Raw genomic sequence first — 23466 nt, 5'->3', positions numbered from 1 at the left:
GGTGTTCGCGGGTGAACCCGCGAAGAAGTCGACGCGGTGCATGAAACGGCGCCAGGCAGGTCTGACCCTGATCGAGCTGATGGTGGCGATGGCCCTGACCGCACTGCTCGGGGTCATGCTGTCGGCGTTGGTCAGTGGCTGGCTCAAGGTACGTGAGCGGCTGCAGGTGAACACGCAGGACACCAGCGTGCTGGAGTTCTGCCTGGCCCTGGAGCGGCGCTTCGACAGCCCGGTGCTGCGCCGCCTGTACGAACAGCGCCTGCCCCTGGCCAGCCGCTGGCTCGACTGGCAGGCCGACCGCCAGCAATTGTTGTGGGTGGCCGCCGCCGCGTTGCCCGAGGCCGAGGGCGGCTCGCGCCTGCAGCGCCAGCGCCTGCGTTTCGATTCGCGTGACCAGCGCCTGCTGCTGGAAAGCTCGGCGGACCTGTACGCCGCCAGCGAGCCGCGCTGGTTGTTGCGTGAGCAACTGCCGCGGGTCAGCGCTATCAACGTTCTGTACCACCAGGGTGGCCGCTGGTTGCCCTGGCCCTCCGACCAACCTGCGCACCCCGGCCGTGGCGTGCGCCTGGAATTGCAGCGTGATGGAGCACCCTATGTCTGCACCTTCATTCTCCCTTGGGGGCGCTCATGAAATTTGAGTGGCGCCGTACTGCGTCAGCGCGACCGTGGCTGTTGCTGCGCCCGGGCCCAGAGTGGGACTGGCTGCTGGTCGAAGCAGGTGGTGCTCGACGTCAAGGGCAGGGCGAGCCACCGGCGAACCTGCAGGCACGGGTGGCGCTGGTCGTCCCTGGCGAATACTGCAGTCAGTTTCAGCTGGCTGCGCCGCCAGGCCTCAAGCGGGATGAATGGCCGCTGCTGTTGGAAGACCGCTTGCAGCAGAACCCGGACGAGGTGCTGTGTGCCTGCCTGTCACGGCAGGCAGGCCAATTGCAGCTGATGGCGGTGGAACGGCTGTTGCTGGAACAGTGGCGCGAGCAATGTGCCGAAGGGGGGCTGCAGGTGGACTGCTGCTGGGCCGAGTTCCAGCTGCTGCCGGCCCCCGAGCCGGGCAGTGCCGTGCAGTGGTGGCGCGCGCCGGACCTGTCGCTGTGCAAAGGTTCGGACGAGCATGGGCGCGAACATTGGCTGGCCTGGCCCGCTGAGCTGGGCGAGTTGCCGCAGCAACCCTGGTCGGGCCTGCACAAGCACGCAGCGACGGGCACCTGGCCCGCCGCATTGGCAGCGCTCGACAAGCTGCCCAGTCTGCTCGAACGACCACGCCAGGCGCGCTCGCTACCGGGCGTGTCGCGGCAACAACAGCGTTTGCTTGCGGCTTGCCTGGTGCTCGCCGCTGCATGGGGCGGTCTGTGGCTGGGTCAGCAATGGCGCCAAGTGCAGACCTGGCGTGCGCAGGTGATAGCGGTAACCGGCGACCAGGCCAGCCCGCGGCAAGCGGCGCAGGCGCTCAAGCGTATGCGCGAAGGTGACCTGCAACAACAACTGCGCGAGCGCCAACTCCAAGACCTGCAGGCACGGTTGCAAGCCTGGCTTCGCGAGCATCCCGCCTGGCGGCTACAGGCCGTGCGCTTCGATGGCCAGCGCTGGCACTTACGCCTGGACGGCGATGGCGCCGCGCCGCCGTGGAGCGAGATGGCCAGTGCCGTCGGCGCCGCCGTGCAGGCACAGGGCGGGCAAGTGGTGTTCGACCTGGGAGCGGCAACATGAACAGGCAATGGATACAGCGTCATCGACTGGCATTGGCCTGGCTGCTGATTGGTTGCTTGCTGGTCTTCCTGGCTGCTCGCGAAGGCCTGACCCAATGGCGTGAGCTCAGTCAATGGCGCGAGCTGGCAGCGCAGGCCGCAAGCTTGCAGGGCGGCCCGGGCGTGAGCCTGGAGCGTCTGCGGCAGTCGGCCCAGGCACGTCAGATCGAGCTGGCCGATGTCGATGTGCAAGGCAAAACCTGGCAGCTGCGTGGTCAGGTAACCGATGAGCGCGTGCTGCAGGGCTGGTTGCAGAGCCTGCGTGCGGAAGGGGCGCAGCCCTTGCAGTGGGGATTGGAACAAGATGCCCAGGGGTTGCATTTCGAGTTGGTGGTGCAGCCATGAGCCGACGCGGGCTGCTGTGGTGCGCGGTGGTGTTCGTGCTGACATTGCTGGTGCAATTGCCGGCTGCCTGGGTGGTGCGCAGCGTTGGCCTGCCGGCGCGTGATGTCAGCGGCAGCGTATGGCAGGGGCAAGCACAGCAACTGGGGGCGCTCGGTCCGCTGCGCTGGGCGGTGCAGCCATGGCGCATGCAAGCGAACGCTCAGCTCGGTTTCCAGGGCCAGGCCTGGCAGCTGCATGCCGAAGGCTGGCCGTGGCGCTGGCAGCTGGAAGCGACGGCGTTGGGTGCACAGGCGACGGTGCTGACGGATTACCGTTTGGCCGGGCAGTGGCAAGGGCTGCTGCGCATGCAGGGGGCAGGGCACCAGTGCCGGCGCAGCGAGGGGCGGGTAAGTGTGACTGACCTGGCCTTGAGTGAGCCGTGGTCGTTGGGGTTGGGGCAGGGCTGGGTGGAGATGGATTGCCGGGATGGCTGGCGGTTGCGGGGGCAATTGGTGCAGCAGGGACAGCATGAACTGAGGCTGGAGGCGGACTTGGAGAGGCTCAGGGGGCAGGTGGCTTTCAGCGTGCGGCGTGGGGCTGCGTTGACGCCGTTGCTCCGGAGCGCACAGTGGCTAGGGCCGCAGGCGCTGACAGGGCAGAGAGAGGTGCGTTGGTAAGTTGGTTGACTGTTCTTGGTCAGCTTGATTTTGTCCATCAGTGCTTTTGGTTGGACAACGCAACTATGTGTTGGTGACGGCCGATGTCGGTGCCCTAGCATTTCTACCAGTTGTCTTTCCTGGGAGCTTACGAAAAACTCCAAACAGTACGTGGAGGATGAAGTTTGGAATTTATCAATCGTTTTTTTTTGCAGAGTGACAGGATGTGCACCACCTTAGCTGGATCCAACTCCAGATTTTACTTATGCGCACCGTCAGGTCACTTGGCCGTAATGGCAATGGAGCAGAATGTCTCCAGCGCCACCTTGTTGGGTGTAGATCCTGCGAAGTCGGTATTTCTGGTAGGAACACCGCAACAGTCCACCTTGGTCGTTTTTAATGCCTATGGATGGACAGCCTCATTGTGGGAAGGATATGAGGGTCCCTTGTTCAATGGTTTCATGCTGCTAGGCGATTTGTATTTGTTGGGCAACGGTTATCGTGGGTACAGCCCCCGGCTCATGCGCTTCTTTTGTGCCGATTCGCTTAGCCCGTTCTCGATAGGGGGAATAAATGCTTATGCCTACTGTAAGGGAGACCCTATTAATTTCAGTGATCCCGGTGGACATATGCGCACCCCTAATGCAAGGAGGTCACCTTCGCCGACGCAGACGCCACCTCGATCTCCGCTCACTGCAGATTGGGAAACGGTGCTTTGGACTCAAAACCCTGCAGGGTCACGCTCTACTATCCCAGTACAAAATTTGTCTGTAGTTGATAGTTCATGGTCTACCTCTACGACTTTTAGAGTCGCGAGTGTCTCTTCAAGCGCCTCGACCCAAACTGGAAGATTAGATATTCAAACGAGCAGAATATCACACAATACTGGGCGCGAGATAAGGCCTGATGCCGGAAACCGGTTGCTACAACAACGTCGGGTCAGTGTGACTCCCGAGCAAGCTGTTAGATTGTTCGAGTGGAATAGAAGCAATAGCCGAACCATATTTGGTTTGACGGTTGATGAAAGCCGAAGAGCACGAGAGCTGGTAATTCAAGCGAAACTTTCAGGAGGTAAGCCGTTTGCCGAACTCCGACGCTGGAAGAATGATATGCCTTCGGCTCATGTGAGAAATATTATAGGAAATGTTAATAAAAAAATTAGAGAGTTGTAGTGATTTTTTTATTTCGATTTTCTTGGTGAGTATGGGGCGGAATTTCAAAACGATGCCTGACCCAGTCGCGAGCGACCCCATGTGCATAGCTTACGGCTTCGAGGCATGCACCAAGGCGTCTCTTGGTTTACCAACAGGATTAAGTGGCTTGAAACGAACGCTGGAGAGGGTAGCTCGTGCCTCATCGCAGGCTTGCCTACGATGAGGCCTTTGATGTCAACGCAACCTGTTCTTGGTCAGCTCGATGTCGTTCATCAGTCCTTTGGCCATGGCGATGAGGTAGTCCGCTGCACCCAGCAACTTATGGTCATCTTCCATGTCGCCTTCGCGCACCAGGTACCTGATGTAACCCAGCAGGACCGAAACTTGCTCGTAGGCATCATCGATCGGGACACCGGGTTGCACGCTTAGCAGGTTGATGGGTGGGTTGCCGACGTCGAGGAAGGTTTGCGCGCCGGTGGTGGTAATGATCTCGGGCTCGTCTGCCATGCGTCACCCCTTGGCCTGCTGGCCGTAAAGCTGGTCGTGGACATGCTCGACCAGCGAATGGGTGCTCTCGCTGGCATGCATGGCGTTGCCGAGCATGTTCAGGCCGGGCTCGCCGGCGTGGGCGCGGCAGTGTTCTTCGATGGTTTCGATGACGCCGCGCAGCAGCTCGCTGGCATGGGCCAGGGCGTCGGGGGGCCACATGTCGGCGCGGACAGTGAAGAAGGGGGTGGTGATGGGTTTGCGGTGGGGTGGGTCGGGTACGATCTTTTTCATGTCAGTTAACCTTTGTTCGGTGAAAGGAACCGCCACTTCAATCTTTCTCACGGATTGGGTGGCAGCCATGCACGGGGTGAGAAACCGAGGAACAAAGGCAAACTCGGCCAGACCGAAGTCTGCCCGTGCACGGCCGCCATAGCGACGCCTTGTATCAGTCGGGTTCTCACACCCGGTCGCCGGAGCAACCCGAAAACGTTATCCGTGAGGGCTTTCCCCGACAACAGCGATACTTCAGCACCGCGCGTAGGATAATTCCCAAGCATGCCGATTTTGAAGCATTTGGTTTCAGGTTCGGAAATGTCCTACGAGGAAGGGCTTAGAGGGGGGCGGGGGATTGGGTCAGGGCCACAGGCGCTGAACCTCTCAAGGCGAACCCTCCCGGGCCACCCCTTATTCTCCCTTGCCCTGCACACTCGAAACCCACTGTTCACTGCGACTATGCCCACTGGTTCTCAATACCCCCAGGTCCAGCGCATTCTCGCCATCCGCCGCGCCTTTGCCCTTGGAAATATCGGCAATCGCCGTACCCAGATCAACCGGCGAATTGGACGCATCGACCGAGACATCCCGACGGTAGTCATTGCCACTCAGGGTTTCCCGGGTCACCGAGCCGGCATCGAGCGCAACCTTCCCCTTGGCCGACTGCAAACGGGCGCCAACCAGCTGGGCATCCCCACCCACCTTCAGGTCGATACCGTCACTGCCCTTCAGCACCGCCTGGTGCCCCACGCTGTCACGCTGCACATGCGACACATCAAGATTGAAGGTGGGTGAGAAACCAGGGTCAGCCTTGCTCAAGGCCTCGCCGGCCTTCTCCTTGACCTTGCCACCCAGCGGGCCGGCCAGCGAAGTGGCGGCGTTGACGTAACCCTGCGGGTTCTTCTCCTGGCTCAGGCGGGCATCAGCCTTCACTGTCAGGGTGTCGACGCTGTCCTTGCGGCTGGCGATGCGCAGGTCGCCATCAACGGCGCCCGTGATGCGCCCGGCTTCCAGGCTGGCGCCTTCGATGCGGGTATCACCACGGCTTTGCAGGTCGATGTTCTCTGCCCGCAGGTTGCTGGCATTCCAGGCCTGGTTGTCGCGCTTGTCCAACTCGACCTTGGCGCGGCCGTGCAGGCCACGGGTGTCGCTGGTGCCGGCGGTCATGTTGAAACCGGCACCGGCAGTGATGTCGAGGTTGTTGCGCTGTTCCTGATTGGAAGAGGCCTCGATCAGCATGCCGCCGCTGGAGGCGTTGAGCGCGATCTGCTCGGCGGATGCCTGCAGGCCCTGCAGGTGCAGGGCAATGTCCTCGCGGGCGCGGCTGCTGAGGGTCAGCTTGCCGGCACTGGCGATCTGGGCATCGACGGCCTGATGGGCGTTTTCATCCTGCTTGCCATGGGTGAAATGGCCACCGATGCCGCCGCCTTTGCTTTCGCCCATCTTGCCTGCCAGCTCCAGGCCGCCACCGAGCTTGCCGCCGGTCGCTTGCTGAGTATCGTTGCCTGCCTTGACCTGCAGGCGACCGTCGCTTTGCACGGTCACATCACCCACCTTGGCTTTGCGACTGCCGATACGGGTACCTTCGAGCAACAGATCACCCTCGCTGCTCAGGCGTACCTCACCCTTGGCGTCGATCTGTGCTACCTGGGCCTTGGTCTGTACGGCCTGCTGCCGTGCATGGTCGAGATAGCCACGGCCGTCGAGGCCGGTGCTGCCAGGGCGGTTGCCGACCTTGGCCCAGGCGTTGCCGTCAAGCTGACGGCTCAGTTGCTCGGTGCGGTCGTTGGCCTGGGTCAACGACAGGTTGCCGGCGCTGTGGATGACCACATCGCCTGCGCCACCGTCCATGCGTGTTCCTTCATAGAGGCCATCGCTACCCAGCTGGACCTGGATACCCCGTTGCCCATAGAGGCTGCCGGGCACTGCGGTGCTGGTCGTCACTTGCTTGTCCAGCGAGCCACCCTTGCCCGCGCCGCGGACATTGAGGTCTTCACCGGTACTGGTGTCGATGCGCAGGTCGCCGCCATAAGCCAGGCGCTGGACGCTGTTCTCCTGGGTGTTTTTAGCAGCGTGCAGGGTGTGCTCCTGGGCGTCGATCAACAGTTCGCCGGCCTCGGCACGCCATGCAGTACCGTGGTCGTCGATCTTGTCGGCCTTGACCTCGACCTTCGCCCCCGACAGCTCACTTATCTGTGCGATACCCCGGCGCTGGTTTTCCAGGCGTTTGAGGTGCTCCACGGTCATGTCGGCACCGACGCTGGGTGCCACCATGGCGTCTTCCGGCGATGCCTGCTGGAAGCGCGCGGCCTCCTCACCCAGCACCAGCCGTTCGATCGGCCGGGTCAGGTCGCGGTACTCCACGCTGGCGCCGAGGCTGCCAGACCATTCGTTGCGCTGTTCTTGCCGTTCGTGGGTATCCATGACGGCACGGTTTTCGATGCGCTTGGCGTTCACCTTGAGGGTATCTCCGGCTGTGGCATGTGCCGCTTCGGTCACGAGTTCGTCTGCATCGAGTTTCAAGTGGCCGCTGGCCTGCAGCTCGCTGCGTTGGGCTTTGCTGTCATGTTCGGACACCTGCGTGCTGTTGTGGTGGCCTTCGAAGAAGCTGCCAAGGCGGTCGATACCACCCGTGACCGTCAGGCCGCCGCCGCTCTGGCTTGTGCGGGTGGTCGATTCGCGTTCGTTGCGGGTGGTGCCCAGTGTCACTTGAGTGGCCTTCACGTCGAGGTCACCGGCACTGGCCTGAACCTTGGAACCATTGATTTGCAAATGGGCCTCGCTGGCCAGGCTGACCGTGGCACCTTTGAGCTCGCTGGCGACCTGGGTAGTTTCCCGCTCGGTTTCGTGGCCGTTGGTCACTTCATAGGCCACGCCCGCCGCGTACTGGCGCGACTCCGGCTTGCCGTCTTCGGCCTCTTGAGTTTGCCGGGCACTGGCAGTGAAACCACGTTGCTGGCTACGGGTTTCGCTTTCGTTGACCGCTTGCGCGCTGCCGATCAGCACATCGCCCTTGGCCTCGACCTGCAGGTGCCCGCCCGCTTCGACCTTGGCGCCCTGGATGCGCAGTTCTTCGGCACTGGCCAGGCGCAGGTTGCTGGCCGAGCTGACATCACTCATCAGCACCTGCTGTCGGCGCGTGGTGTTTTCCCGGTCTTTGCCAATCAAGCCGAACAGCTTGCTGTCGCTTTTGCGCTCGGTGGAACGGCTGCTGCCATGGTCGGCTTCGATCGCCAGCGCGCCTTTTTCGCTGTACAGCACGGCATCCTCCTTACCGTGCACCGTGCTGCCCTTGATGCTGACCTGGTCGGCATGAATGTTCAGTTTGCCCTCTGCGCCGACACTACTGCCGGCAACGCTCTTGCCCTCGGTGTCGTTGCCCTTGCGGTCACCGAAGAAGGTGCCGGACACCAGGTCACCCCGGTAGTTGCCACCGCTGCTGCGTTGCTGCAGGGCGGTTGTACCGACCTCGACTTGCCTGCCACTGATATCCATGTCGCCGCGGCTGTGCAAGGTGCTGCCCTCGACCTTGAGCAGGTCATTGCCCTTGACCGTCATGCGCTGGGCGCTCAGGTTGCTGGGCCGTGCTGTTTCCGTGTATTTCTCGGTATCGCTGTCGCCACGCCAGAGGTCCTTGCGATGGCGCACCTGCTCCTTGAATTGCGTGCTGTCGATGCCGGCGGCGATGTTCAGGTTGGCGCCGCTGTCGAGGGTCAGATCAGTGCCTGCCTTCACCTTGGCAGCGACCAGACGCATGTCGGCTCCTGACTGCAACGACACGCTGTCGCTGGCGTGCAGTTCCACGCCGCGTTGCTGGCGCTCGGTGGTGGTGCTGTCGCGGCGGTAAGTTTCGTGGGTGATGAGCAGGAACTTCTTGTTCCAGCTGTCGCGGTCGCGGGCAACCTGCTCGCGGGCCCTGGCGTCCAAAACAAGCGTCTTGCCGGCCTTGGCCTCGATACGCTCGGCCTTGCCATCGACGGCACTCAAGGTCAGGTCGTCGGCGGCGACCAGCTGCAAGCCGCCGCGCTTGCTGTGCAGTTCTGCAGGCTTGTCATTTTCGCCACTGATCTGTAACGAACCCGCCGAATGGATTTCGATACCGCTGTCGGCCGTGGCATTAACGGGGCCCATGCGCACCCCGGCGCCTTCCGCTGTACTGATCACGCGAATGCGCCCGGCGCGCATCGCGCCGAACAGGCTGGCGTCAATGCTCGAGGGGGTGCCTGGCAAGTGTTCGAGGATCTGGCCGTCGGCGTGGGCGATACGATTGCGGCCAACGGTCACGTTGAGGTCGCCCTTGGCCATGAGCAAACCCTGTTGGTCCACCTTGGGGGCAATCAGATCAAGCGCACCCTCGGCATTGCTCTGGCCGCCTTTTTGCACCTGCAATGTGCCATTGGCGTTGAGCGTGTTGAAATGGCGCAGCTGTTCATCTTGCAGCTCGGGTGTGCCAACCACGAACCCGGCGCGGGTGGTGTTGATGAAGCTGCCGCCATTGAGTGTGATCCCGTTGGGGTTGGCCAGGATGTAGTCGGCGGGGCGGCCGAAGATTTCCTGAGGGCCTTCGATCTGCGAGGCGTTGCGGCTGACCACCTCGTTGAGAATGGTCGACGCCGCCTGGCCCTGGAACTGCGGATTGGCGGCCAGTGCTCCAGCCAGTTGCGACTGGCCCGCCTGCAGGGCGTTGTTCAGCACCACACCGGGGCGGGCGACGTTGTAGTCGATGAACTGGTTGTGCGACAGGCCGCTGGCGTTGGGGGGGACGATGTCGATCACCGGAACGCCATGGTTGTTGTTGATGAGAGGGGTGCCTGCAGGGCCGCTGGCGGCCTCCAGCCCACCCTGCGCAAGAACGCTGGTGGAGCCGAGCAAGGCGAGGAAGATGGCCCAGCGCAAGATGTTCGGGCGGGTATACGGTGACGGCGAGAGTTTCTGCATGTTCTCGTTCTCTTCGTTGTGGGGGAGTCAGATGCTCAGCGTGAAGTCCAGTACCCAGAAGCCAGGCTCCAGCCGGGAGCGGGGCAGGTCGCTGGTGTAGAGGGCGCGTTGGTAATCGAGGCGTAATCGGCTGCTCGGCAGGCTCAGCTCGACGCCGGCAGCTGCGCCTGCGAGGCGTTGCGAAGGCTTGCCAGTGGCTGTGCGTGTCCAGCCCACATCCAGGCCGAGGTAAGGGCGTATTTGCAGGGGGGGGCTCCAGTTGGCGGGCAACGGTTGGCTGAAGGTGTTGCGCCAGGCCGTGCCGCTGGCACCGGAATAGGTGCGCAGGCGAAAGCCTCGTACGGTCGAATCGTCACTGACCAGCAGTTGTTCGACTCCGGGCAACGAGTCGTCGCTGTACTGCATGGCCAGTTCGCTTTGCCAGCGCCACGGCGTGTTTGCCGAGCCCTGACGCAGATGCAACAGGCTGGCGCGGTACTTGCGAAAGTCCGGGCGCAGGCGCTCCACGCCCAGCGGCGATTCGTCGGCAGCGAACCAGTGCAGGCCCTGTGCGATGCCCACATAACCATTCCATAACCCACCTTTGAGCCACAGCAGGTTGATGCCTGCCTCGACGCTGGTAAGCGTCGGGCTCTGTTGAGTGACCACGGCGCCGGCGCTGCGGTTGATCAGTTGTTTGCGGTCCAGCCTTGCGCTGACGCTGAGCATGCCTTGCTGATTGCGCCACAGTACCCGCTCGATGCTCAGCCCCTGATAGCTGCTGCTGCCGTCGCTGGTTTGACGACTGTGTGGCAGCGGGGCGTCGTAGGTCAGTTGGCTGGCATTGAGGGCAAAGGTCCAAGGGCCGTAGGGGACGCTGTAATACAAGGTGATGCCTTGCGTCTGGCCTGGGGCGTGGAAGACGCTGGAAAGCAGCGAAACGCGCAGGTCGTCATTCAGCCCCAGCGGGCTGTCGACCCCGAGGGCAAGGCTCAGGCGGTGACGCCCGGTCAGCTCACTGCCGCGGTTGTCCAGGCGACTGTCCAGGTGCCAGCGCGAGCCGACCTTGTTCGGCTGCAGCACCACCCGGGTGCCACCTTGCAGGTCCCCAGGCAGCAGGTCCATGCCCAGGTCATAGGCGCGCAGGCGATTGAGCTGGTCCAGGCCTTGCTCGAGGGCGGGCAGATAAAGGGGTTGGCCTAGCACGCCAGGGAAGGCGCCGGGCAAAAACAATGGCAGCTCGGGGGCGTCGAGCTCGATGGATTCGACAAAGCCTTCGACGATGACGATGTCCAGCGGCGCACCATCCCGAGGCTGTTGGCGCAGGTAGGGACGGCTGGTAGGAAAACCGGCGCTCACATACAGCTGGGTGATGCTCCTGAGCAGGCTGTTGATGTCATCGATGCCCATGCAGGGCAGCACTCGTTCGCGCAGAGCGGGCTCGAGCGCCTGATCCGGAAGTTGGCGGTTGCCGATGATGCGCAAGCCGGAGACGGCCCAGCACGGACTGTTGACTGGCTTGGCGGGGGGCTGCTCTATGCGCTCGGGCAAAGGGGGCTGCTGCCAGCGCTTGAGCCTTTGTTGCTGTTCGAAATGCCGCAGGGTCTGCTGCTGGTCGCGCAGTTGCAGGCTGGCAGGGTCGTCAGCCGAGGCCGCAGAGGTGCCTGGCAGGCCAGCCAGGCATCCGGCAAGCAGCCTGCTGGCGATGAGTCGAATTCGGCATGGCATGCAGCACCCCCGCAAATGGCGTACGGATTACGTACTCGTTTGCGTGAATGCTAAGAATCAATGCCCTCAGTTGGATGCAGTACCCGGCCACTGCAGGGCGTAGGGCAGATGTGTATTTGAAGTACGAACGGTCCTACAAGCCCAGTCTGCTTGCAGGACTATCAGGGGCGAATCTCGATCAAGGTGCCATCGCGGACCAGCTCCCACACTTCCTGCATGTCGTGGTTGCGCATGGCGATGCAGCCATCGGTCCAGTCGAGGGTGTGGAAGTACCACTCGGGGTAGTCATCGTTGATCGGCGTGCCATGGATCATGATCATGCTGCCGGCACTCCAGCCTTCGCGGGTGGCGCGGGCGGCGTCGCTGACGTTCGGGTAGGTGATGTGCATGGCCAGGTTGAAGCGGTCGCTTTCCTTGCGCCAGTCCAGCCAGTACAGGCCTTCAGGCGTCTTCTTGTCGCCTTCGCGCTCCTTGGCCCCCTTGGGTTGCTTGCCCAGCGAGATGCGGTAGGTCTTCAGCGGCTCGCCACGGCTGATCAGCTGCAGGCGCCGCTGCGACTTGATCACCAGCACCTTGTCGATCAGCGGCTGCATGGCCGCCTGGGATTGCGACTGCACCGGCACGGGCGGTTGTGGCTTGCGAATGATGACTTCGGTGAAGGCCGCCTGGGACACCGTGGTAACGCAAAGGCAGAAAAGGGCGAACAACCAGCGCATGAAGCAGTACCTGCAAGCTTAAGAGGTGGGCGAAACATTCATCGGCGGCAGGTATTCATGGCCAATCGGGTAATGCTGCCTGATGCGGTCGCGATAATAGCATTCTAGTGTGCGAGTGACGGTGCGGAAAGCCAGCTCGCTCCACGGTATTTCGTGCTCTTCGAACAACCGCACCTCCAGGCTTTCGACACCGACGGCGTACTCAAGGTCCGCCAGTTCGGCGCGGAAGAACACATGCACCTGGCTGATGTGCGGCAGGTCGAACAGCTGGTACAGGGCCATGTCCCCGACTCGGGCACAGGCTTCTTCGACGGTTTCGCGACGGGCGGCCTGGTCGAGGGTTTCGCCATTTTCCATGAAACCGGCCGGTAGCGTCCAGAAGCCGCGGCGCGGCTCGATGGCGCGACGGCACAGCAGCACCTGGCTGCCCCAGGTGGGCAGCACCCCGGCGACGATGTTGGGGTTCTGGTAGTGGATGGTCTGGCAAGACTCGCAGACGTACCGCAGGCGGCTGTCGCCCTCAGGGATCCGCTGAATGACCGGCTGGCCGCATGCGCTGCAGAATTTCATGCTGTACTTCCTTAATGATCGGCCTATCTTGGCGTGCCGGGCGGGGCCGCCGCAAGCGTGCGGGGCTTGGGTGCTTCGCGGCTTTGGTGCATCATGCACGGCAGGCCTTGGAAACGAGAGTGCGCAATGCTGGACGAGCTACTTCGCCGTATGAGCAACCACCATCCCGCTTCACTGGAAACCGACCGACGGTTCCCCGAGGCGGCGGTCCTTTTGCCCATTACCCGCAGCGAAGCGCCCGAGCTCGTTTTGACCCTACGTGCCCAGGGGCTGTCCACCCACGGCGGCGAAGTCGCTTTTCCCGGTGGCCGCCGCGACCCCGAAGACCCGGACCTGGTGTTTACCGCGCTGCGCGAGGCCGAGGAAGAAATCGGCCTGCCGCCCGGCCTGGTGGAGGTGGTCGGCCCGCTCAGCCCGCTGATATCCCTGCACGGCCTGAAAGTGACCCCGTTCGTCGGGCTGATCCCGGATTTCGTCGAATACCGCGCCAATGATGCCGAAATCGCGGCAGTCTTCAGCGTGCCGCTGGAATTCTTCCGCCAGGACCCGCGTGACCACACCCACCGTATCGATTACCAGGGCCGCAGCTGGTACGTGCCCAGCTATCGCTATGGCGAGTACAAGATCTGGGGGCTGTCGGCGATCATGATCGTCGAGCTGGTCAACCTGTTGTATGACGCCGGCATCAGCCTGCATCAACCCCCTGAGCGCTACATCGAAATCTGAGCGGGGCACACCCCGCCGTCTGCGTGAACCCTGAGGAGCGAACATGAAATACCGCCTGGGCGACCATCGGGTCGAATGCCACCCCACCAGCTGGGCCGCACCCAACGCCACCCTGATCGGCAAAGTGCGCCTGCAGGCCCGTGCCAGCGTGTGGTTTGGTGCGGTGCTGCGGGGTGATAACGAACTGATCGACATCGGCGAGGACAGCAACGTCCAGGACGGTACCGTGATGCACACCGACATGGGCGCGCCGTTGACCCTGGGCAAGGGCGTGACCATCGGCCACAACGCCATGCTGCATGGCTGCACGGTGGGCGACTACAGCCTGATCGGCATCAATGCGGTCATCCTCAATGGTGCGCGCATCGGCAAGCACTGCATCATCGGCGCCAATGCGCTGATCCCGGAGGGCAAGGAAATCCCCGATGGCTCGCTGGTAATGGGCTCGCCGGGCAAGGTGGTGCGTGAGCTGACCGAGCAGCAAAAGCGCATGCTCGAGGCCAGCGCCGCGCACTACGTGCATAATGCCGAGCGTTATGCCCGAGAACTGGTGGTCGACGATGAGTGAAGTGGCAGTGGAGCGTCCGGTGGCATCGCCGTGCGTGAGTATTTGCGCGCTGGATGAGCAGGATATCTGTACTGGCTGCCAGCGCACCGTGGCCGAGATCGGCCGGTGGGGGCGGATGGACAATACCGAGCGCCGGGCGGTGCTGAAGCTGTGCCATGAGCGTGCGGTGGCGGCCGGAATGATTATCGGGGCGTGATTCTGCGCTGGCTTCTTCGCGGGTAAACCCGCTCCCTCGGGTACTGCACTGTTTCTGATTCGGGTGCGATCCCTGTGGGAGCGGGTTTACCCGCGAAGAAGCCAGCGGTAATCTGTCGGGCTTGCTCACAGAAAATCTGCCCATGTTCTATCTACTTGCCTATATCAGCAGCGTAGTGCTGATCAACTACGCCTTCTCCAGCGCCCCGCACCTGGACATCATCTGGTCCTGCTGGGGCGGCCTGGTGTTCATCCTGCGCGACATGGTGCAGACCCGCTACGGCCACGGTGCGCTGATCGCCATGCTGCTGGCCCTGGTGCTGTCGTACGCCACCTCGGAGCCGGCCATCGCCCTGGCCAGCGCCACCGCGTTCTTCGTCTCCGAACTGATCGACTGGCTGGTGTTCAGCATCACCCGCCGCCCGCTGCGCGACCGCCTGTGGCTGAGCTCGGCGCTGAGCATCCCGGTGGATACCTTCATCTTCTTCGGCATGATCGGCGCCATGACGCCGATGGTGATCGGCACCGCCATGGCCTCGAAATTCGCCGGTGTCACGGCTGTCTGGCTGGCCATGGCATTTCGTGCGCGGCGGGCCGCTGTAGCATGCTGATGGTGTAGAATACCGGTCCTTTTTCAGCGGGCCGTGCCAAGCCTGGCGCGGCCCCGGACGCCTTCGAGGACCTGAAATGACCCGTATCGGAACCCCATTGTCGCCGACCGCGACCCGTGTACTGCTCTGCGGCTGTGGCGAGCTGGGCAAGGAAGTGGTGATCGAGCTGCAGCGCCTGGGTGTCGAGGTAATCGCCGTCGACCGCTACGCCAATGCCCCGGCGATGCAGGTGGCGCACCGCAGCCACGTGGTCAACATGCTCGATGGCGTTGCCCTGCGGGCGATCATCGAAGCGGAAAAACCGCACTACATCGTGCCGGAAATCGAAGCCATCGCCACCGCCACCCTGGTCGAGCTGGAAAACGAAGGCTTCACCGTGGTGCCGACCGCCCGCGCCACCCATCTGACCATGAACCGCGAAGGCATCCGCCGCCTGGCTGCCGAAGAACTGGACCTGCCAACTTCGCCGTACCACTTCGCTGACACCTTCGAGGACTACGCCAAGGCTGTGGCCGATGTCGGTTACCCGTGCGTGGTCAAGCCGGTGATGAGCTCCTCGGGCAAAGGCCAGAGCCTGCTGCGCAGCGATGCCGACCTGCAGAAGTCCTGGGATTACGCCCAGGAAGGCGGCCGCGCCGGCAAGGGCCGGGTGATCATCGAGGGTTTCATCGACTTCGAATACGAAATCACCCTGCTGACCGTGCGCCATGTGGGCGGCACCACGTTCCTCGAGCCGGTCGGCCACCGTCAGGAGAAGGGCGACTACCAGGAATCCTGGCAGCCGCAGGCCATGAGTGCGAAAGCCCTGGCCGAATCGCAGCGCGTGGCCAAGGCGGTCACCGATGCACTGGGTGGGCGTGGCCTGTTCGGTGTGGAGCTGTTCGTCAAAGGCGACCAGGTGTGGTTCAGCGAAGTGTCGCCACGCCCGCATGACACTGGCCTGGTCACCCTGATTTCCCAGGACCTGTCGCAGTTCGCCCTGCATGCCCGCGCCATTCTCGGCCTGCCGATCCCGGTGGTGCGCCAGTTCGGGCCGTCGGCTTCGGCGGTTATCCTGCCGGAAGGCCAGTCGCAGCAGACCAGCTTCGCCAACCTGGGGGCTGCACTGAGCGAGCCTGATACGGCCATTCGCCTGTTCGGCAAGCCGGAAATCAACGGCACCCGCCGCATGGGCGTGTGCCTGGCGCGTGATGAGTCGGTCGAAGCGGCGCGGGCCAAGGCGACCCGTGCTGCGCAGGCGGTCAAGGTCGAGTTCTGATCCGAGATTGCTGGGGGCCGCTTTGCGGCCCTTTCGCGACACAAGGCCGCTCCTACAGGGGATCGCATCAGCTTCGGCTTGCGTGACCTCATGTAGGAGCGGCCTTGTGTCGCGAAAGGGCTGCAAAGCAGCCCCAATGCATCAAAGCTCGGTATCGCGGGTTTCCTTAAGGCACAGCACGGCAATCAGGCTGATCACCGCCGCCGCTGACACATAGCCCCCCACCCAGCTCAACCCGCCCATGGTCACCAGCTTCTGGGCAAAGAACGGCGCCGCCGAAGCCCCGACGATGCCGCCCAGGTTGTACGCCGCCGAAGCGCCGGTATAACGCACGTGGGTCGGGAACAGCTCAGGCAGCAGGGCCCCCATCGGCGCGAAGGTCACACCCATCAGGAACAGCTCGATGGCCAGGAACAGCGCCACACCCGTGGTCGAACCCGAGGTCAGCAGCGGCTCCATGGTAAAACCTGAAGCCACCGCCAGCAGGCCACCGACGATCAGCACCGGCTTGCGCCCGTATCGGTCACTCAGCCAGGCCGACAGCGGTGTGGCCAGGGCCATGAACACCACGGCGAAGCACAGCAGGCCGAGGAAGGTCTCGCGGCTGTAGCCCAGTGTGGTCACGCCATAGCTGAGCGAGAACACCGTCGAGATATAGAACAGCGCATAGCACACCACCATGGCCGCTGCGCCCAGCAGCGTTGGCATCCAGTATTTGCCGAACAGGTCGACCACCGGCATTTTCACCCGCTCGTGGCGAGCGACTGCCTTGGCGAACACCGGGCTTTCTTCAAGCTTCAGGCGCACATACAGCCCTACCATCACCAGCGCGGCACTGAGCAGGAACGGAATGCGCCAGCCCCACTCACGGAACTGCTCGTCGCTGAGCAGCATGGCCAGGGTCAGGAACAGGCCGTTGGCCGCAAGGAAGCCGATCGAAGGGCCAAGTTGCGGGAACATGCCGAACCAGGCGCGTTTGCCCTCTGGTGCGTTTTCGGTGGCCAGCAGCGCTGCACCGCCCCATTCACCACCCAGGCCAAGGCCCTGACCGAAGCGCAGCAGGCAGAGCAGGATAGGTGCCCACACGCCGATGCTCTCATAACCCGGCAGCACGCCGATCAGCGTGGTCGATACGCCCATCAGCAGCAGCGAGGCGACCAGGGTCGACTTGCGTCCGATGCGGTCACCGAAGTGGCCGAACAATGCCGAGCCCAGCGGGCGGGCGAGGAAGGCGATGCCGAAAGTGATGAAGGCCGCGAGCATCTGAGCGGTGCCAGACCCCGACGGGAAGAACACCGGGCCGATTACCAGCGCGGCGGCGGTGGCGTAGACGTAGAAATCGTAGAACTCGATGGCGGTGCCGATGAAACTGGCGGTGGCCACCCGCGCAGGCGAGTTGACCGGCGCGGCAGGCGCCTCGGCATAGGTACTGGTTGTCATTAAGTAGGTCCCTAACAGTCTGTTCCGTTCCATGCATTGTCCGTGGCCTGTGCAGGCGTAGAAGGCAGGCACAACTTGGCGGACGCTGGAGCGTATTGTTGTTGTGTTCGCGCGACTGACGCCAGCCCAAGGCGGGTAGGGGCGGGAGCGGGCACTGTTCGGGGTGTTGAAGCAGGACCGCGGGGATGTCAGTGGTGCGGACTGGCCGTGTGGCGCCGGGTGCGGGTAGCAGGCGGAACGGCGGGGCTGGGTAAGCGTGACCCGAGTATAGCTATCGGGTCACGGTCCACACCAGTACCTTGCTGGCGCAATTGTCCTCTGTTTCGAGGATTTCCAGGCGATAGCGGCCGATCTTCAGGCAAACGGCGCTTTCCGGGATGCTCTCGAGGGCTTCGGTGACCAGCCCGTTGAGGGTTTTCGGGCCGCCGTCGCAGGGCAGGTGCCAGCCCAGGGTACGGTTGATTTCGCGCAGCGAGGCGGTGCCTTCGATGACGAAGGTGCCATCGGGCTGGGCGTGTACGTGCGGGTTGTCGAGGCTCTGTTCGTCCTCGAACTCGCCGACGATCTCTTCGAGGATGTCTTCCAGGGTGACGATGCCCAGCACCTCGCCGTATTCGTCCACCACCACACCCAGGCGCCGCTGTTGCTTGTGGAAGTTCAGCAGCTGCATCTGCAGGGGGGTGCTTTCCGGCACGAAGTAGGGTTCGTAGCAGGCGCCCAGCAGTTGTTCCATGGCCAGCTCGGCCTTGGGCAGCAGGTGGCTGATGAGCTTGGTGTTGAGGATCGCTTCGACCTGGTTGATATCGCTGTGGTACACCGGCAGGCGCGTGTGCCGGCTGACGATCAGTTGCTCGATAATGTGCTCGATGGGCTCGTCAAGGTTGATGCCGTCGACTTCGTTGCGGGGTACCAGGATGTCATTGACGGTGATCTTGTCCAGCGACTGCAGGCCGTCGAGCAAACCGTGGCGCGGTGCCTCGTGCTCGTCGTCTTCGTCGAAGTCGTCGCTCTCCTGCGGGTGCAGGGCCACCGCCGTGGGCTGCACGCGGAACGGGCGCAGCATCAGCCTGGCGGTGCCGTCGAACAGGCAGGCCAAGGGTTGCAGGAGGGCGAGCGGGAATGGCCGCAGGCTCAGGCCAAGACTGATGAAGGCCTGCGGGTTGCGCCGCGCCAGGCGGCGCGGCAGGAATTCGGCGAGCACCAGCAGGGCTGCCACGGCGGCCAGGCCAGCCAGCCAGAAACCGTGTTCACCGTTCTGGCGTTGGCCGATCAGGCACGCCAGGCCCAGCACCAGCAGCTTGCCCAGGCTGGCGCACAGCACCAGGGCCTGGGCCGGCAGCGGCGGCTGGCCGTCATCGCCATTGCGCAGCGAACCGTTGAGTTGCAGGCGGGCGGCGTCCACGGCGGTGAACAACGCCGACCACAGCAGCGCCAGTGCCAGAATGCCGAGAAGCGGTGCGAACGGCAGGGTATCCATGGGCGGCCGTCAGATATGCAGGATGAATTCGCGAACCAGCTTGCTGCCGAAATAGGCCAGCATCAGCAGGCAGAAACCGGCCAGGGTCCAGCGGATCGCCTTGTGTCCGCGCCAGCCCAGGCGGGTGCGCCCCCACAGCAGCACGCTGAACACGATCCAGGCGATGCAGGCCAGCGAGGTCTTGTGCACCAGGTGCTGGGCGAACAGGTTCTCAAGGAACAGCCAGCCGGAAATCAGCGACAGCGAGAGCAGGCACCAGCCCGCCCAGAGGAAGCCGAACAGCAGGCTTTCCATGGTCTGCAGCGGCGGGAAGTTGCGGATCAGCCCGGACGGGTGCTTGTTCTTCAGCTGGCGGTCCTGCAGCAGCAACAGCAGCGACTGGAACACCGCGATGGTGAACAGGCCATAGGCCAGGATCGACAGCAGGATGTGCGCGAGTATGCCGGGTTCTTCGTTGATCAGCGGCACCGTGCCGGGCGGGGCGAACTGTGCCAGCAGGGCGGTGACGGCGCCGAGCGGGAACAGCAGCACCAGCAGGTTTTCCACCGGGATGCGCAGGCAGGCCAGCAGTGTCAGGGCGATGACCGCCACGGCGATCAGGCTGGCGGCGCTGAAGAAGTCCAGGCTCAGCCCCAGCGGAGTGATCAGCTGGAAGAACAGCGCGCCGCCCTGGGCGACGACGGCGAGGGCGCCGAGCAGGCCAAGCAGGCGTTTGTCGGCCTTGCGGCCCTGGGCCAGGAGGGAGCCCTGGTAGATGGCCGCAGCTATATATAAGCCGGCAGCGATCAGATTGGGGATGAGGCTGGGAGAGGAGACCATAAGTCCTGGTTGCAGAGCCCTGAAAGAGACGGAGTTTGGCATAGAACGCCACCGGCCATCCAGACCGATCGGCAGCGAGGTGTGCGCCGCCGCCGCACTTCGTTATAATCGCCGCCTTGCTGTGCCTGGCGGGTGTGCATTTCCCCCTCGGGCGCCTGACAAACCTCGGCTTTTACTGGGCCTGAAAGGATCACCATGTTCGAAAACCTGACCGACCGCCTGTCACAGACGCTGCGCCATGTCACCGGCAAGGCCAAGCTGACTGAAGACAACATCAAGGACACGTTGCGCGAAGTGCGTATGGCCCTGCTCGAGGCCGACGTTGCCCTGCCGGTGGTCAAGGATTTCGTCAACAGCGTCAAGGAGCGTGCGGTCGGCACCGAGGTGTCGCGCAGCCTGACCCCGGGCCAGGCGTTCGTGAAGATTGTCCAGGCCGAGCTGGAAAGCCTGATGGGCGCGGCCAACGAAGACCTCGCGCTGAACGCCGCGCCGCCGGCCGTGGTGCTGATGGCAGGCTTGCAGGGGGCGGGCAAGACCACCACCGCCGGCAAGCTGGCGCGCTTCCTCAAGGAGCGCAAGAAGAAGAGCGTGATGGTGGTTTCCGCCGACGTCTACCGCCCGGCGGCGATCAAGCAGCTGGAAACCCTGGCCAACGACATCGGCGTGACCTTCTTCCCGTCCGACATCAGCCAGAAACCGGTGGCGATCGCGGAAGCTGCGATCCGCGAAGCCAAACTCAAGTTCATCGATGTCGTCATCGTCGACACCGCCGGCCGCCTGCACATCGACGCCGACATGATGGACGAGATCAAGGCGCTGCACGCTGCGGTCAAGCCGATCGAGACCCTGTTCGTGGTCGACGCCATGACTGGCCAGGACGCTGCCAACACCGCCAAGGCGTTCGGTGAGGCCCTGCCGCTGACCGGTGTGGTACTGACCAAGGTCGACGGCGACGCCCGTGGCGGTGCTGCGCTGTCGGTGCGCGCCATTACCGGCAAGCCGATCAAGTTCATCGGTATGGGCGAGAAGACCGAAGCCCTCGAGCCGTTCCACCCGGACCGTGTGGCTTCGCGCATCCTCGGCATGGGCGACGTGCTCAGCCTGATCGAGCAGGCCGAGCAGACCATCGACAAGGCCAAGGCCGACAAGCTGGCCAAGAAGCTGAAGAAGGGCAAGGGCTTCGACCTCGAAGACTTCCGTGACCAGCTGCAACAGATGAAGAACATGGGCGGTCTGGGCGGCCTGATGGACAAGCTGCCGAGCATCGGCGGGGTCAACCTGTCGCAGATGGGCAACGCCCAGGGCGCCGCCGAGAAGCAGTTCAAGCAGATGGAGGCGATCATCAACTCGATGACCCCGGCCGAGCGTCGCGACCCTGACCTGATCAGCGGTTCGCGCAAGCGCCGCATCGCCCTCGGCTCCGGCACCCAGGTGCAGGACATCGGCCGGCTGATCAAGCAGCACAAGCAGATGCAGAAGATGATGAAGAAATTCTCCGCCAAGGGCGGCATGGCCAAGATGATGCGCGGCCTGGGCGGGATGCTGCCAGGCGGCGGCATGCCGAAGCTGTAACCCCTATTTTGGGTACCTGCTTATCGATGAGCGGGTGCCCGGAACCCCCGCCCTGGCGGGGCAACGGCCGCGGATTCCGTGGCTTAACCGGCAAATCTGGACGGCAGGGCAGGGCTCTTGCGAAAAAGGCATTTGCAAATGTCCGTGTATTCCCCGAGAATATGCGGCCTTTTGGGCACCCGTGTGCCTATTTGGCATTCAGATTTGCAGCACCGACTATAGGAACAATGTTCACATGGTAACCATTCGTCTTGCCCGTGGCGGCTCGAAAAAGCGCCCATTCTACCACCTGACCGTGACCAACTCGCGTAACGCCCGTGACGGCCGTTTCGTTGAGCGCGTAGGCTTCTTCAACCCGATCGCATCGGGCGCCGAAGTCAAGCTGTCGGTCAACCAAGAGCGCGTTTCCTACTGGCTGAGCCAGGGCGCACAGCCGTCTGAGCGCGTTGCTCAGCTGCTGAAGGACGCTGCCAAGGCTGCCGCCTAAACAGTATGAACGCGACGCCAGAAAAGGCTGACGACCTGATCGTCGTTGGCAAGATTTTTTCGGTTCACGGCGTTCGCGGCGAGGTGAAGGTGTTTTCCTTTACCGATCCGATTGAAAACCTGTTGGATTATCCGCGCTGGACGCTTCGGCACGAAGGCAAGGTAAAGCAGGCTGAGCTGGTCAGCGGTCGTGGCTCCCAAAAGGGCCTGGTCGTGAAATTGAAAGGCCTCGATGATCGCGAAGAAGCCCGTCTTCTGAGTGGTTACGAAATCTGCATCCCGCGGAGCCTTTTGCCCAACCTGGCTGCCGACGAGTACTACTGGTACCAGTTGGTGGGTCTGAAGGTCATCAACCAGGACGAACAACTGTTCGGCAAGGTCGATCACCTGTTGGAGACCGGTGCGAACGATGTAATGGTGGTCAAGCCCTGCGCAGGCAGCCTGGATGATCGCGAGCGTCTGTTGCCCTATACGGCGCAATGCGTGCTCGGTATCGACCTGGAAGCAGGCGTGATGCGGGTTGAGTGGGACGCGGACTTCTGAACGATGGGTAACCTTCGCGTAGACGTCATCACGTTGTTCCCCGAGATGTTCTCGGCCATCACGGAGTACGGCATTACCAGCCGCGCGGTGAAACAGGGGTTGCTTCAGGTGACTTGCTGGAACCCGCGGGACTACACCACAGATCGTCACCACACGGTAGATGATCGGCCGTTTGGCGGTGGTCCGGGCATGGTGATGAAAATCAAGCCTCTGGAAGACGCCCTGGTTAGCGCCAGGCAAGCGACCGGAGCTGCGGCGAAGGTGATCTACCTTTCGCCACAAGGCCGCAAGCTGACACAGCAGGCGGTCAAAGGCCTGGCCGAACAGGAATCGTTGATCCTGATCGCCGGTCGTTATGAAGGCATCGACGAGCGCTTTATCGAGGCTCATGTCGATGAGGAGTGGTCGATTGGTGACTATGTGCTTTCCGGTGGCGAGCTGCCGGCCATGGTACTGATCGATGCGGTTACACGGCTGCTGCCCGGAGCTTTAGGGCATGTGGACTCGGCGGAGGAAGATTCCTTCACCGACGGTCTGCTGGATTGCCCGCACTACACCCGACCTGAGGTGTATGCGGATCAGCGTGTTCCCGACGTGTTGCTAAGTGGCAACCATGCACATATCCGGCGTTGGAGGATGAAGCAGTCCCTTGGTAGGACCTTCGAACGACGCGCCGATCTTCTGGAAAGTCGCTCGCTTTCTGGAGAAGAGAAGAAGCTGCTCGAGGAATATCTCCACGAGCGGGACGATAGTTAAACGTATCGATGGTGGATCAAGTATCCATCTTAGGAGCACAGCATGACCAACAAGATCATCCAGCAGCTCGAAGCCGAGCAGATGAGCAAGGAAATCCCGACCTTCGCACCAGGCGACACCATCGTCGTCCAGGTTAAAGTGAAGGAAGGTGATCGTTCCCGTCTGCAGGCTTTCGAAGGCGTTGTCATCGCCAAGCGTAACCGCGGTCTGAACAGCGCCTTCACCGTGCGCAAGATCTCCAGCGGCGTAGGCGTTGAGCGTACCTTCCAGACCTACAGCCCGCAGATCGACAGCCTGGCCGTGAAACGTCGTGGTGACGTGCGTAAAGCCAAGCTGTACTACCTGCGCGACCTGTCCGGCAAAGCCGCTCGCATCAAGGAAAAACTGTCCTGAGTACAGTTTGCCGGGTGGCCTGAGGCCCCCTTGCGAGAAAAAGCAGCCTTCGG

23 protein-coding genes and 1 pseudogene are annotated in these 23466 nt (G+C 62.8%); 15 read left to right on the top strand and 9 right to left on the bottom strand.

Translation table 11 applies throughout. The features are described 5' to 3' along the window. Window positions 1–40 precede the first annotated feature (40 nt). From ACIPW4_RS06450 to ACIPW4_RS06430, 5 genes are all read left to right on the top strand, one after another. Window positions 41–631, top strand: coding sequence for a type II secretion system protein J (locus ACIPW4_RS06450; RefSeq protein WP_400655900.1), 591 nt, complete (start codon window positions 41–43; stop codon window positions 629–631). Then, window positions 628–1704 (top strand): type II secretion system protein GspL, encoded by a 1077-nt coding sequence (locus tag ACIPW4_RS06445; RefSeq protein WP_400655898.1) that lies wholly within the window; start codon window positions 628–630, stop codon window positions 1702–1704. The genes ACIPW4_RS06450 and ACIPW4_RS06445 overlap by 4 nt, the downstream gene beginning before the upstream one ends. Then, a complete protein-coding gene (gene gspM / locus ACIPW4_RS06440) occupies window positions 1701–2087 on the top strand; it encodes a type II secretion system protein GspM (protein WP_400655897.1) in 387 nt (128 codons plus the stop codon). Before ACIPW4_RS06445 ends, gspM begins: the two co-directional genes overlap by 4 nt. Then, a complete protein-coding gene (locus tag ACIPW4_RS06435; protein ID WP_400655895.1) occupies window positions 2084–2743 on the top strand; it encodes a hypothetical protein in 660 nt (219 codons plus the stop codon). The genes gspM and ACIPW4_RS06435 overlap by 4 nt, the downstream gene beginning before the upstream one ends. Before the next feature lie 203 nt (window positions 2744–2946). Then, a complete protein-coding gene (locus ACIPW4_RS06430; protein ID WP_400656438.1) occupies window positions 2947–3894 on the top strand; it encodes an RHS repeat-associated core domain-containing protein in 948 nt (315 codons plus the stop codon). 216 nt (window positions 3895–4110) lie between these two features. Here ACIPW4_RS06430 and ACIPW4_RS06425 read toward each other — a convergent pair whose 3' ends face one another. The 6 genes and pseudogenes from ACIPW4_RS06425 to ACIPW4_RS06400 form a co-directional block, all read right to left on the bottom strand. Continuing rightward, window positions 4111–4383, bottom strand: coding sequence for a DUF3077 domain-containing protein (locus tag ACIPW4_RS06425; protein WP_400655892.1), 273 nt, complete (start codon window positions 4381–4383; stop codon window positions 4111–4113). 3 nt (window positions 4384–4386) lie between these two features. After that, complete coding sequence (locus ACIPW4_RS06420; protein WP_400655891.1) at window positions 4387–4656, bottom strand: hypothetical protein; 270 nt, start codon at window positions 4654–4656, stop codon at window positions 4387–4389. Between the two features lie 393 nt (window positions 4657–5049). Then, on the bottom strand, window positions 5050–9576 hold the full coding sequence (locus tag ACIPW4_RS06415) for a hemagglutinin repeat-containing protein (protein WP_400655889.1): 4527 nt from the start codon (window positions 9574–9576) through the stop codon (window positions 5050–5052). Between the two features lie 27 nt (window positions 9577–9603). Beyond that, window positions 9604–11283 carry a ShlB/FhaC/HecB family hemolysin secretion/activation protein gene (locus tag ACIPW4_RS06410; protein ID WP_400655887.1) on the bottom strand — a complete coding sequence of 560 codons (1680 nt, stop codon included), beginning with the start codon at window positions 11281–11283 and terminating at the stop codon, window positions 9604–9606. A 161-nt stretch (window positions 11284–11444) separates the two neighbouring features. Next, window positions 11445–11864, bottom strand: a pseudogene (locus ACIPW4_RS06405) (murein L,D-transpeptidase family protein); the annotation flags it as partial. A gap of 153 nt (window positions 11865–12017) precedes the next feature. Continuing rightward, window positions 12018–12569, bottom strand: a complete 552-nt coding sequence (locus ACIPW4_RS06400; RefSeq protein WP_400655885.1) for an NUDIX hydrolase — start codon at window positions 12567–12569, stop codon at window positions 12018–12020. A gap of 126 nt (window positions 12570–12695) precedes the next feature. Between ACIPW4_RS06400 and ACIPW4_RS06395 the strand changes: the two genes are divergently transcribed. The 5 genes from ACIPW4_RS06395 (at window position 12696) to purT (ending at window position 15927) form a co-directional block, all read left to right on the top strand. Further along, window positions 12696–13295: a CoA pyrophosphatase gene (locus tag ACIPW4_RS06395; RefSeq protein ID WP_400655882.1), complete on the top strand. Its 600-nt coding sequence runs from the start codon at window positions 12696–12698 to the stop codon at window positions 13293–13295. Window positions 13296–13338: 43 nt separating this feature from the next. Continuing rightward, window positions 13339–13863, top strand: coding sequence for a gamma carbonic anhydrase family protein (locus tag ACIPW4_RS06390; protein WP_400655879.1), 525 nt, complete (start codon window positions 13339–13341; stop codon window positions 13861–13863). After that, entirely contained in the window at window positions 13856–14059 is a 204-nt protein-coding gene (locus ACIPW4_RS06385; RefSeq protein ID WP_400655877.1) for a DUF1289 domain-containing protein, read from the top strand. The genes ACIPW4_RS06390 and ACIPW4_RS06385 overlap by 8 nt, the downstream gene beginning before the upstream one ends. 142 nt (window positions 14060–14201) lie before the next feature. Further along, the gene (locus ACIPW4_RS06380; RefSeq protein WP_400655874.1) at window positions 14202–14669 is read left to right on the top strand and encodes a VUT family protein; all 468 of its coding nucleotides are present in this window, start codon (window positions 14202–14204) and stop codon (window positions 14667–14669) included. A gap of 76 nt (window positions 14670–14745) precedes the next feature. Beyond that, on the top strand, window positions 14746–15927 hold the full coding sequence (purT, locus tag ACIPW4_RS06375) for a formate-dependent phosphoribosylglycinamide formyltransferase (RefSeq protein WP_400655872.1): 1182 nt from the start codon (window positions 14746–14748) through the stop codon (window positions 15925–15927). Between the two features lie 141 nt (window positions 15928–16068). On the opposite strand, the gene ACIPW4_RS06370 is transcribed toward purT, so the two are convergent. From ACIPW4_RS06370 to ACIPW4_RS06360, 3 genes are all read right to left on the bottom strand, one after another. Next, the gene (locus ACIPW4_RS06370; protein WP_400655870.1) at window positions 16069–17367 is read right to left on the bottom strand and encodes an MFS transporter; all 1299 of its coding nucleotides are present in this window, start codon (window positions 17365–17367) and stop codon (window positions 16069–16071) included. Between the two features lie 271 nt (window positions 17368–17638). Then, window positions 17639–18844, bottom strand: coding sequence for a transporter associated domain-containing protein (locus ACIPW4_RS06365; RefSeq protein ID WP_400655868.1), 1206 nt, complete (start codon window positions 18842–18844; stop codon window positions 17639–17641). Window positions 18845–18853: 9 nt separating this feature from the next. Then, window positions 18854–19663 carry an inner membrane protein YpjD gene (locus ACIPW4_RS06360; RefSeq protein ID WP_400655866.1) on the bottom strand — a complete coding sequence of 270 codons (810 nt, stop codon included), beginning with the start codon at window positions 19661–19663 and terminating at the stop codon, window positions 18854–18856. A 195-nt stretch (window positions 19664–19858) separates the two neighbouring features. Here ACIPW4_RS06360 and ffh point away from each other — a divergent pair, with 195 nt between their 5' ends. The 5 genes from ffh to rplS all read left to right on the top strand — a co-directional run bounded on the left by ffh (window position 19859) and on the right by rplS (window position 23413). Then, window positions 19859–21235, top strand: a complete 1377-nt coding sequence (gene ffh / locus ACIPW4_RS06355) for a signal recognition particle protein (RefSeq protein WP_012270758.1) — start codon at window positions 19859–19861, stop codon at window positions 21233–21235. 235 nt (window positions 21236–21470) lie between these two features. Further along, window positions 21471–21722, top strand: coding sequence for a 30S ribosomal protein S16 (rpsP, locus tag ACIPW4_RS06350; RefSeq protein WP_027920106.1), 252 nt, complete (start codon window positions 21471–21473; stop codon window positions 21720–21722). 5 nt (window positions 21723–21727) lie between these two features. Continuing rightward, window positions 21728–22264, top strand: a complete 537-nt coding sequence (rimM, locus tag ACIPW4_RS06345; protein WP_400655863.1) for a ribosome maturation factor RimM — start codon at window positions 21728–21730, stop codon at window positions 22262–22264. 3 nt (window positions 22265–22267) lie between these two features. Beyond that, window positions 22268–23020 (top strand): tRNA (guanosine(37)-N1)-methyltransferase TrmD, encoded by a 753-nt coding sequence (gene trmD, locus ACIPW4_RS06340; RefSeq protein WP_135192778.1) that lies wholly within the window; start codon window positions 22268–22270, stop codon window positions 23018–23020. A gap of 42 nt (window positions 23021–23062) precedes the next feature. Further along, window positions 23063–23413, top strand: a complete 351-nt coding sequence (gene rplS / locus ACIPW4_RS06335; RefSeq protein ID WP_023629812.1) for a 50S ribosomal protein L19 — start codon at window positions 23063–23065, stop codon at window positions 23411–23413. The last annotated feature ends 53 nt before the right edge of the window (window positions 23414–23466 follow it).

This window comes from Pseudomonas sp. NPDC089996 (genome assembly GCF_044748405.1).
Classification (GTDB): Bacteria; Pseudomonadota; Gammaproteobacteria; order Pseudomonadales; family Pseudomonadaceae; genus Aquipseudomonas.
This window is presented reverse-complemented; position numbering and strand designations above follow the sequence as displayed.